This window comes from Streptomyces sp. NPDC020898, assembly GCF_044333925.1.
In the GTDB taxonomy this organism is placed as follows: Bacteria; Actinomycetota; Actinomycetes; order Streptomycetales; family Streptomycetaceae; genus Streptomyces.
In genome coordinates, this window is record NZ_JBIRRV010000004.1 from 639,736 (window position 1) to 648,878 (window position 9,143).

Below are 9,143 nucleotides of genomic sequence, written 5' to 3' on the forward strand. Positions count from 1 at the left end.
TCCGGCGGTGCCGGGACGTCCGGCACATCTGCCGACGCCGGACCGGCTGGTTCGTCCGTCGGCGCCGGGGAGCCCGGCGCGTCTGCCGACGCGGAGCCGTCCGGTACGTCCCACGACACCGGGCCGTCCGGTACGTCCCACGACGTCGGGTACGCCCGTACGTCCGCCGACGTCGGGTACGCCCGTACGTCCGCCGACGTCGGGCACGCCCCTACACCCGCCGACGTCGGGCACGCCCGTGCGTCTGCCGACACCGAGGAAGGCTGACCGTGCGCGACACCCTGCTGATAGCCCTGTTCGCCGCTGTCGGCGCCGGGGCGGCCGGACTGCTCGGTGCGGTCGCGCTGTGGCTGCTGCGGCGCCGCTCGTTCACCACGTCGCTCACCGTCGTGGCGGCGGTCGCGGTGACCGCGATGCTCACGGGCACCCTGGCTGTGGCGTGGGCGATGTTCCTGTCCCCGCACGACCTGAGCGTCGTCACGACGGTCGTCGCGATGGCCGCCGTCGTCTCCCTGGCCACCGCCCTCCTCCTCGGCCGCTGGGTCGTCGCCCGCAGCCTCGCTCTCCAGCTCGCCGCCCGCTCCTTCGGCGACGGCGGCGACTTCGCGGCCCCCGTCGGCCCGGCCACCGCCGAACTCTCGGCGCTCAGCCGCGAGTTGGCGGCCACCAGTGCGAAACTCGCCGCCTCACGGGAACGCGAACGCGCGCTGGAGTCCTCCCGCCGCGAACTCGTCGCCTGGATCTCGCACGACCTGCGCACCCCGCTCGCCGGCCTCCGCGCCATGGCCGAGGCACTGGAGGACGGGGTGGCCGCCGACCCCGACCGCTACCTCCGCCAGATCCGTACCGAGGTGGAGCGCCTCAACGGCATGGTCGGCGACCTGTTCGAGCTCTCCCGCATCCACGCGGGCGCCCTCGCCCTCACCCGCTCCCGGATCTCCCTCTACGACCTGATCGGCGACGCCCTGGCAGGCGCCGACCCGCTCGCCCGTGAACACGGGGTCAGGCTGGTCGGCGACCGCATCGAGCCGGTGCCGGTGGAGGTGGACGGCAAGGAGATGAGCCGGGTGCTCGGCAACCTGCTGGTGAACGCGATCCGCCGCACCCCGGCGGACGGCACCGTCGCGATCGCGGCCCGGCGCTCGCCCGAGGGGGCCGTCGTGTCCGTGACGGACGGCTGTGGCGGCATCCCGGCTGAGGACCTGCCGAGGGTCTTCGACACCGGCTGGCGCGGCACCCACGCCCGCACGCCCCCGGCCGGCGCGGGCCTCGGCCTCGCCATCGTCCGGGGAATCGTCGAGGCCCACCAGGGCTGCGCCACCGTACGCAACATCCCTGGCGGGTGCAGCTTCGAGGTGACGCTGCCTGTCTCCGGCCGAACCGGCGTCTGAGGCCGGGCGGTTCGGCGCGAAGTCGTGTTCGATTGTCAGTGGCGACCCATAAGGTCGGCACATGACTGATCGTGACGCTTTCGCCCCCCTGGTCTTCTTCGAGTACGACCACAAGCCCGGCAACTTCTGCCTCATGCTCACTGACCAGCACATGCTGGACACCGAGAAGGTCTTCGCGGACCGAGGGTACGAAGGCAACGGGTACGGCTGGGCCGGCGTCGCACGATCCGCGGTGCGCTCACACGCCCCCGAACTGACCGACCGCTTCGGCCTCGACCCCGAGGCGGGCATGTGCGTCGCGTACGGCGAGGACGCGGACGCCCTGAAGGCCCTGGCGCCGCTGCTGGTGCAGGCGCTTCAGGACCACCGTCTGCTGGGGGAGTTGATCGACGCGGGCGAGCCGGAGTGGTTCGACTGAGTCTCGCCGTGCCGATGGGTAACGCTCCGGCAGGGCCTTCAATCCATGCGGATGATTCCCCGGCCCAGCGCGGCGGTGACAGCGGCGGTCCGGTCGCCGACCTCGAGCTTGGCGTAGATGTGCAGCAGATGGGTCTTGACCGTTGCTTCGGACAGGCGCAGGGCACGGGCGATCTGCTTGTTGCTCTGCCCCCGGGCCACGGCGGACAGGACTTCGAGTTCCCTGCCGGACAAACCGGCCCCCCGGTCGCCGCGCAGATGGGCGAGGACCTTGGCGGCCACCGTGGGCGACAGCGCGGAACCTCCCCGGGCGGCGGTGCGGACGGCCTCGCAGAGCTCGTGCCGTCCGGTGTCCTTGAGCAGGTAGCCGACCGCTCCCGCGTCGACAGCCGCGGTGATGTCGGCGTCCGTGTCGTAGGTGGTCAGGACGAGTACCCGCACCTCGGGGTGGGCGGCGCGGATGGCGGCGGTCGCGGCGATGCCGTCCATGCCGGGCATCTGTACGTCCATCAGCACGACGTCGGGTGCGAGTGACGCGGTCCGGTGCAGTGCCTCGGCACCGGTGGCGGCCTCGCCGACGACCGTGAGGTCGGGCTGGGTGGCCAGCATGGCGGCAAGCCCGTCGCGGACCACGGGGTGGTCGTCGGCGAGGAGGACCCGGATGGTGGGACCGGCCGAAGTTCTCATGGGGAAGTCCTCATGTCGAAGTCCTCATGATGCCGGGGCCATCCGTTCGGCGCTTGACACGGCTGAGGGTTCGGAGGAGGACGCAGGCTGGGCCAGCAGCGGCACCGTGACGGCGACGGTCGTCCCCTCGCCCGGGGCGCTTTCCACCGCGAACGTGCCGTGCACGGCGGCGATGCGCTCCCGCATGGTGGTCAGGCCGACGCCCGTATGCCGGGCAGCGGGCGCGAAACCGCTGCCGTCGTCCTGGATGTCGATCGCCAGGACGTCGCCGAGGTACGAGAGCGTGACCGAGACACTCGTCGCGCGGGCGTGCCGTCGGGCGTTGGTCAGTGCCTCCTGTACGACACGCAGCAACTCGCCCTCGGTGGCGGGAGGCAGGGCGGCCGGCCGGCCGGTCACGACCGTGTAGGACTCGGTGCCGGTCTCCTCCGCGAGCCGGGCGGTGAGTTCGCGGACCGCGTCCGCCAGGTGCGTGCGGTCCAGCGGCGCCGGGCGGAGGGCGTGCACGAGGCGGCGGCTCTCCACGAGGTTGTCCCGGGCCGTCCGCATGGCCTGCTCGACGCGACGGGCCGCGGCAGAGGCCGGCGGCAGGTCGTCGCGTACGGCGTCCAGCAGCATGGCGATGGACGCGAACCCCTGGGTCAGCGTGTCGTGGACCTCCCGGGCCAGGCGCTGGCGTTCGGCCAAGGTGCCCGCCTGGCGTTCCGCCGCCGCTCGTTCCGCCTGGGTGGCGGTGAGCTCGTCCAGGAGCCGCTGCCGCTTGTGACTCTCGTGGTCGAGGGTGGCGACGTAGCAGGTGATGGTGACCGCCACCGCGGTGCCGAGCACGCATCCCGTGAGCGTCCGCACGTCGACGGGGCCGTCCGTGGTGATGTTCTGCCACGACCAGGCGGCGCCCAGCACCAGCACCCCGCCGGCCGACCACCAGGCCCGCCTCAGCCAGTACGGGCTCAGCACCGCCACGGCGACCGGGAGGAACGCGGGATCCACGACGGCCATGACCGCCCACCCGGCCAAGGCCCCGACAAGGTAGGGGAGTGGCGGGCGACCGGCTCCGCCGCGCAGCGCGATCCAGTACACGTACCAAAGGGCGAGCCCCACCGCCGGGCCGATCCGCGACAGCGCCGCGCCGGTCGTCGTGTCCGCCCCGGCCAGCGCACCCGACATGGACAGGGCGAGCACGGCGGCGAAGAAGGCATGCTGCCCGACGGCCTTCCACCGCTCCCGCGCCCACGCCTGTTGCAGTGCCATGCCCGAAGGGTAGGCGCAGCAGCGCAGCGGGCGGATCAACCGGCCGGTGGAGACGGGTCCACCGATCGGTGGACGAAGGACACGTCGACCGGTCGATGTGCGGGAGGGGCGCGGGCGGCGACGATCAGCCCCGCGGCCGACGGCCTGCGGCTCCACCGCCCCTCGTGAGGATCCACCAGTGCCCCTGGCCTTCATCCCCAGCCCGTCCATCAGCGAGGTCCACCTGGGCCCGCTGCCGTTGCGCGGCTATTCGCTGATGCTGATCCTCGGGATCGTCGCCGCGGTGTGGCTGGGCGGCCGTCGCTGGGCCGCACGCGGCGGAGAGAAGACCGTCGTGGCGGACATCTCCCTGTGGGCGATCCCCTTCGGCGTCGTCGGTGCCCGCCTCTACCACGTGATCACTTCCGGGGAGCGGTACTTCGGTGAGGGCGGCGATCCGGTCAAGGCCCTGTACATCTGGGACGGAGGCATCGGTATCTGGGGCGCCATCGCCGGTGGGGCCGTCGGAGCCTGGATCGGCTGCCGCCGCAAGGGCGTTGCCCTGTCCGCGTTCGCCGACGCCGTCGCTCCCGGCATCGCGCTGGGCCAGGCCATCGGCCGCTGGGGCAACTGGTTCAACCAGGAGCTCTACGGGCGGGCGACCACCCTCCCCTGGGCCCTGGAGATCGACCCCGCACACCGGCCCGAGACCACCCCAGACCTTGCGACCTACCACCCCGCGTTCCTGTACGAGTCGTTGTGGTGTCTCGGCGTGGTCGCCCTGGTCGTGTGGGCGGACCGCCGTTTCGGTCTCGACCGGGGCCGGGCGTTCGCGCTGTACGCCGCCGCCTACTGCGTAGGCCGCTTCTGGATCGAGTACCTGCGGGTGGACGAGGCCCACCACATCCTCGGCCTGCGCCTGAACGACTGGACCGCCCTGCTGGTCCTCGCGGCCGCCGCCGCCCACCTCGTGACCGCGACACGGCGCGCGACCGACAGGGGTGACGGCGACGACGCCGGCCGGGTCCTCCAGCAAGCGGCTGCCACCAGTAACCCCAAGAACTGACCACGTCCCATCCCCTCCCACCACCTGGAGTTGCCATGTCCACTGTCCCTGAGTCGCTTTCCTCACGTCGGGGTCCGCTCGTGGTGGCGGGAGGCGTGCTGGCCGCCGTCCTGCTGTCCTCGTTGGCGAACGCGTTGATCGCTGTGCTGGCGCACGCGGTGGGTGCACCGGAGGACTTCCAACCGTTGGAGCCCTCGGCGTACGTCCCTCTGACCACGCTGGGAGTACTGGCGGGATCCGCCGGATGGGCCCTCGTCCGCAGGTTTTCCCCCGATCCCGAACGGCTGCTCGGCCGGCTCGTCCCCTCGGTCGTCGTGCTGTCCTTCGTCCCGGACTTCTTCCAGTTCGGCAAGGGCGAGGTGACCGGCGTGGTGGCGCTCCTCCTGATGCACGTCGTGGTCGCGGTGATCGCAGTGCCGACGTACCGCAGGGTCATGCCACTGAGCCCGACGCGCTGACCACACGCCGGCCCGGCCACATCCACCGCGACGGCCTGCGGCGCGTCCACGAAAAGACCGTGCCGCTGTACCAGCGCACGAAACACTTCCGCGTCTACGCCTCGAACCTGGTTCCCGGAATGCTCCAGACCGCCGAGTACGCGACAGGGCTTCTGCGGTCCATCACCGACTTCCAGGGCACCCCCGACGACGTGGCCGACGCCGTACAGGCACGGCTGAACCGCTCTCGCGTCGTGCATGAGGGCGACCACCGGTTCGGACTCCTGCTGGAAGAGACGGTCCTGTACTACCGGGTCTGTGACGACGTGGCGATGAGCGGGCAACTCCGATACCTGCTGGAGATCATGTCGCGGCCGAACGTGTCGCTCGGGATCATCCCCTTCACGGCCCGTCGCACCATGTGGCCGCTGGAAGCGTTCTACGCCTTCGACGACCGCCAAGTAGCGGTGGAGACCTTGACGGCCGAGGTCAACATCACGGCTCCAGGAGAGATCCACACCTATCTCAAGGCGTTCGCCAAGCTCTCTCCGATCGCGGTGCACGGCGCAGACGCAAGAGCCTGCATCGCAAGGGCCCTTGAGTCCGTGAGATGAAGCCCGAGCCGAGAGGGGCGGTGGCAGCACGTGCAGAGGGGGAAGGCACAGCCAGGGGAGACAAACCGTGGATCTCCGCGAGTGACCACCCACCTTGGATGGTCTCGGCAACACCTCGTGCCCACCGCCCTGTTGGTTGGGTGACGGGCACGGGGCTCTGAAGTGGATCAGCCGTTCACGCGACGGCTACCGGAAGCAGTCACGGAGACTCACGAGCATGCTCGGCGCGTACAGCCCGGTGAGCGTGCCGACTTCCCAGGCCGTCGCGGCCGCAAGGTGGTGGCCGGCGGCGGCACGGTGACCGGGAGGTGCTGGCCGCGATCGTGTTCGTGGCCACGTCGGGCTGCACCTGGCAGCATTTGCCTTCCGCGTCGTTCGGCCCGTCCGGGGCGACGGCCCACCGGCGGTTCTCGGAGTGGTCGAAGGCCAGGGTGTGGGCCAAGCTCCACCGCCTGGTCCTCGACGAACTCGGGGCTCGTGGCGAGCTGGACTGGTCGCGGTGCGCGATCGACTCGGTGAACATGCGAGCCCTGAAAAGGGGGACCTGACAGGTCCGAATCCTGTCGACCGGGGCAAGTACGGCTCGAAGATCCACCTGATCACGGAACGCTCCGGTCTGCCCATCTCCGTCGGAATCTCCGGGGCCAACCTGCATGACAGCCAGGCCCTGATCCCTCTCGTGAAGGGCATCCCGCCGATCCGCTCGCGCCGTGGCCGACGGCGGCGCAAGCCTGGCAAGCTCCACGCCGACAAGGGCTACGACTACAACCACCTGCGACGATGGTTACGCGGGCGAGGCATTACCCACCGCATCTCCCGCAAGGGAGTTGAGTCCTCACAACGCCTGGGCCGCCACCGCTGGACCGCGGAACGCACGATGGCTGGCTCGCTGGATGCCGCCGCCTCCACCGCCCCTACGAGCGCAAAGCCGACCACTTCCTGGCCTTCACCAGCATCGCCTGCACCCTCATCTGCTACCGCAGACTCGCCAAATGAGATGGTCTCTAAGCGCTTGCTCAGCCTATGTCAGTCGAAGTTACTCATCGGTCACCCGGTCTGTCCAGAGTCCGAGTCTGTGATCCAGCGCCCTTCGGCGGAGTCGTGCACGTACGCCGGCCTCCCCCTGGTCCCGCTCGTGCGGAACGGCTTCCCGCCGTCCGTGATCCGCACCGTCCCCGTACGGCCCTCGGCGCTCCACTCCAGCTCCAGGTACCAGCGGCAGTCGCAGCCCGCCGTCCGCGCGGAGACCAGCAGCTCCTCGGGGTCGGAGGAGGTGACCTTGTACGGGAAGGAGACGGCCGGGATCTTCCGGACCTCGGCGCCGGAGGCGTCAAGGCCGTCGACGGGCCTCGCGAGCGGGCGCGGCCGGTCGAGGTCCACGGCGAAGTGGCGCGGGGTGACGGCGCCGCCACAGCCGTTGTCCATCCGGTACGCGTTCCACGGCAGCGGCGCGGCGCGGTCGACCACGCGCACGTGCAGGGCATGGAGGACGACGGCGTCGGACGGCGACCGGCCCTGGACCGTGATCCGCACCAGCGCCTCCCCGCCGTGCACGGCACCGTGCGTCCCGGCCCACGCCCCGGAGTCGGCCGCGACCGGCGGCGGGGCGACCGCGCGGGGGGCCCGGTCCACGAGGTAGGTGTGCCCGCAGCCGCCCTCCCAGAGCTGGGAACCGATGCTCCAGGTGAAGGGGAGGGGGGCCGCGGTCCGCCCCGGAGCGGTGGAAGCGGGAGCGGGGGCGGAAGCCGTACGGGTGGGGTGGCCGAGCAGGGCGGCGGCGAGGGCGAGCACGACGAGGGCGACGGCGGCGGCGACGAGGAGGGGAGCGGGGGCGCCACGACGGGGGCGGGCGCGGGGCGCCTCCGGCGCGGACGGATCCGCGGCGGACGGGTCCGGGGCGGACGGGTCCGGGGCGGGGCCGGGGCCCGGTTCCGGCGCGGACGGTTCCGGGTTCGATTCCGGCGCGGCCGACACGGCCGGCACAGGCGTGGGCGCGGGCGAGGCCGCTCGGCGGCGGGCGCGGTCCGCCTCCGTCCAGGCCGCCTCCAGGGCCCGCCGTTCCTCCTCGTCCGCCCCGCACAGCAGGGCGAGGCGGTCGACCACGGCGAACTCCTCCGGGACGGTCGCGCCCGAGCAGTAGCGGTGGAGGGTGGACGCGCTGACGCTCAGCCGCCGGCCCAGCGCCTCGTAACTCCTCCCGTCCCGCGCCTTCAGCGCGCGCACGAGCCCCGCGAACTCCTCGACGGCGGCGTCCTTCGGCATTCCATCCCCCTCGACCCTGCGTCCCATCCTTCACGTCCTTGCACGTCAGCGGGGGTGGAATGGTTCCGGGACGGCTGGTGGGCGCGTGATCGTTGCAGCCGGCGGGCGCTGGCCCCACGCTGGTTGAGCACTGACCGAACGAACGACCCGACGGGGGATCCACCACCATGAACAAGCTCCGCACCGCACTCGCCACCGCAGCCGCTGCCGCACTGGGCCTCGCGGCCCTCGCCACAGCCCCGGCGCAGGCCGCTGCCCAGCCCGCCTTCCTCGCCGCCTCCCAGATGCCGCCGTCGTCGACGCCGTGGACCGCCACCCAGGTCTTCACCGGCGTCCCGGAGAACGGCGGCGTCCTCTGCGCCCCGTACAAGATCCCGGCGCAGAACACCCGCTACCGCGAGTTCAGCACCGAGCTCGACACCAACGGCGTCCAGGTCACCACCGTCGCCCGTACCGAGGCCGACGCCGTGAAGCTGGTCGACACCCTCCGCGGGGCCCTCGCCGGCTGCGGCCCCCTGCTGGAGCAGCAGAACCCGGGCCTGCAGGCCGTCAGCGCCTCCCACGGCAAGCTCGCCGTCGAGGAGGGCGCCTGGGTCTACAGCCTGGACACCGCCGACCCGCAGATCGGCATCTCCGACATCCACCTGTTCTCCGTCGGCCGCGACGGCCGCACCGTCACCCTCGTCCGCTGGGGCCAGATGGGCGACCTCGAGGACGCCCCGCTGACCGCCTTCCGCACCACGACGAAGACCGCCGTCAACAAGCTCCACTGACCCGGGGGCTCTCCCGAGGGCTGACCACAGCTCGTCAGCGGCGCGGCCGGAACCCGGGCGCGCCGCTGACGTGCCCACCTGCTCCGCCGGCGGCGACCACTTCCTGGCCTTCACCAGCATCGCCTGCACCCTCATCTGCTACCGCAGACTCGCCAAATGAGATGGTCTCTAAGAGGTCGTTTTCATCTTTAGTACGGTGTTATCTCTAGCTTTGTACCTGCTGATGGTCTGGTGCTGGCGGGTCTGCAGTGTGGGTCGCGGCTGGT

General features: G+C 71.6%; 9 protein-coding genes and 2 pseudogenes. 8 read left to right on the forward strand and 3 right to left on the reverse strand.

What is annotated here, in order from left to right; all coding sequences use genetic code 11:
* The 3 genes and pseudogenes from ACH4TV_RS17300 to ACH4TV_RS17310 all read left to right on the forward strand — a co-directional run.
* Nucleotides 1-267, forward strand: a pseudogene (locus ACH4TV_RS17300) (hypothetical protein); the annotation flags it as partial.
* 2 nt (nt 268-269) lie between these two features.
* Nucleotides 270-1,391 carry a sensor histidine kinase gene (locus tag ACH4TV_RS17305; protein ID WP_398398784.1) on the forward strand — a complete coding sequence of 374 codons (1,122 nt, stop codon included), beginning with the start codon at nt 270-272 and terminating at the stop codon, nt 1,389-1,391.
* 61 nt (nt 1,392-1,452) lie between these two features.
* Nucleotides 1,453-1,809, forward strand: coding sequence for an immunity 51 family protein (locus ACH4TV_RS17310; protein WP_398398786.1), 357 nt, complete (start codon nt 1,453-1,455; stop codon nt 1,807-1,809).
* Between the two features lie 38 nt (nt 1,810-1,847).
* Here the strand turns inward: ACH4TV_RS17310 and ACH4TV_RS17315 are convergent, their stop codons facing one another.
* Entirely contained in the window at nt 1,848-2,495 is a 648-nt protein-coding gene (locus ACH4TV_RS17315) for a response regulator (protein WP_398398787.1), read from the reverse strand.
* 24 nt (nt 2,496-2,519) lie between these two features.
* A complete protein-coding gene (locus tag ACH4TV_RS17320; protein ID WP_398398789.1) occupies nt 2,520-3,746 on the reverse strand; it encodes a sensor histidine kinase in 1,227 nt (408 codons plus the stop codon).
* A gap of 178 nt (nt 3,747-3,924) precedes the next feature.
* Here ACH4TV_RS17320 and lgt point away from each other — a divergent pair, with 178 nt between their 5' ends.
* From lgt to ACH4TV_RS17340, 4 genes and pseudogenes are all read left to right on the forward strand, one after another.
* Nucleotides 3,925-4,791, forward strand: coding sequence for a prolipoprotein diacylglyceryl transferase (gene lgt, locus ACH4TV_RS17325; protein ID WP_398398791.1), 867 nt, complete (start codon nt 3,925-3,927; stop codon nt 4,789-4,791).
* Between the two features lie 35 nt (nt 4,792-4,826).
* Complete coding sequence (locus ACH4TV_RS17330; protein WP_398398793.1) at nt 4,827-5,249, forward strand: DUF6069 family protein; 423 nt, start codon at nt 4,827-4,829, stop codon at nt 5,247-5,249.
* 59 nt (nt 5,250-5,308) lie between these two features.
* Nucleotides 5,309-5,842 carry a DUF5753 domain-containing protein gene (locus tag ACH4TV_RS17335; RefSeq protein ID WP_398398795.1) on the forward strand — a complete coding sequence of 178 codons (534 nt, stop codon included), beginning with the start codon at nt 5,309-5,311 and terminating at the stop codon, nt 5,840-5,842.
* Between the two features lie 254 nt (nt 5,843-6,096).
* A pseudogene (locus tag ACH4TV_RS17340) lies at nt 6,097-6,838 on the forward strand (IS5 family transposase); the annotation flags it as partial.
* A 51-nt stretch (nt 6,839-6,889) separates the two neighbouring features.
* Here the strand turns inward: ACH4TV_RS17340 and ACH4TV_RS17345 are convergent.
* Nucleotides 6,890-8,104, reverse strand: a complete 1,215-nt coding sequence (locus ACH4TV_RS17345; RefSeq protein ID WP_398398797.1) for a helix-turn-helix domain-containing protein — start codon at nt 8,102-8,104, stop codon at nt 6,890-6,892.
* 167 nt (nt 8,105-8,271) lie between these two features.
* Between ACH4TV_RS17345 and ACH4TV_RS17350 the strand changes: the two genes are divergently transcribed.
* Nucleotides 8,272-8,877 carry a hypothetical protein gene (locus tag ACH4TV_RS17350; RefSeq protein WP_056789649.1) on the forward strand — a complete coding sequence of 202 codons (606 nt, stop codon included), beginning with the start codon at nt 8,272-8,274 and terminating at the stop codon, nt 8,875-8,877.
* The last annotated feature ends 266 nt before the right edge of the window (nt 8,878-9,143 follow it).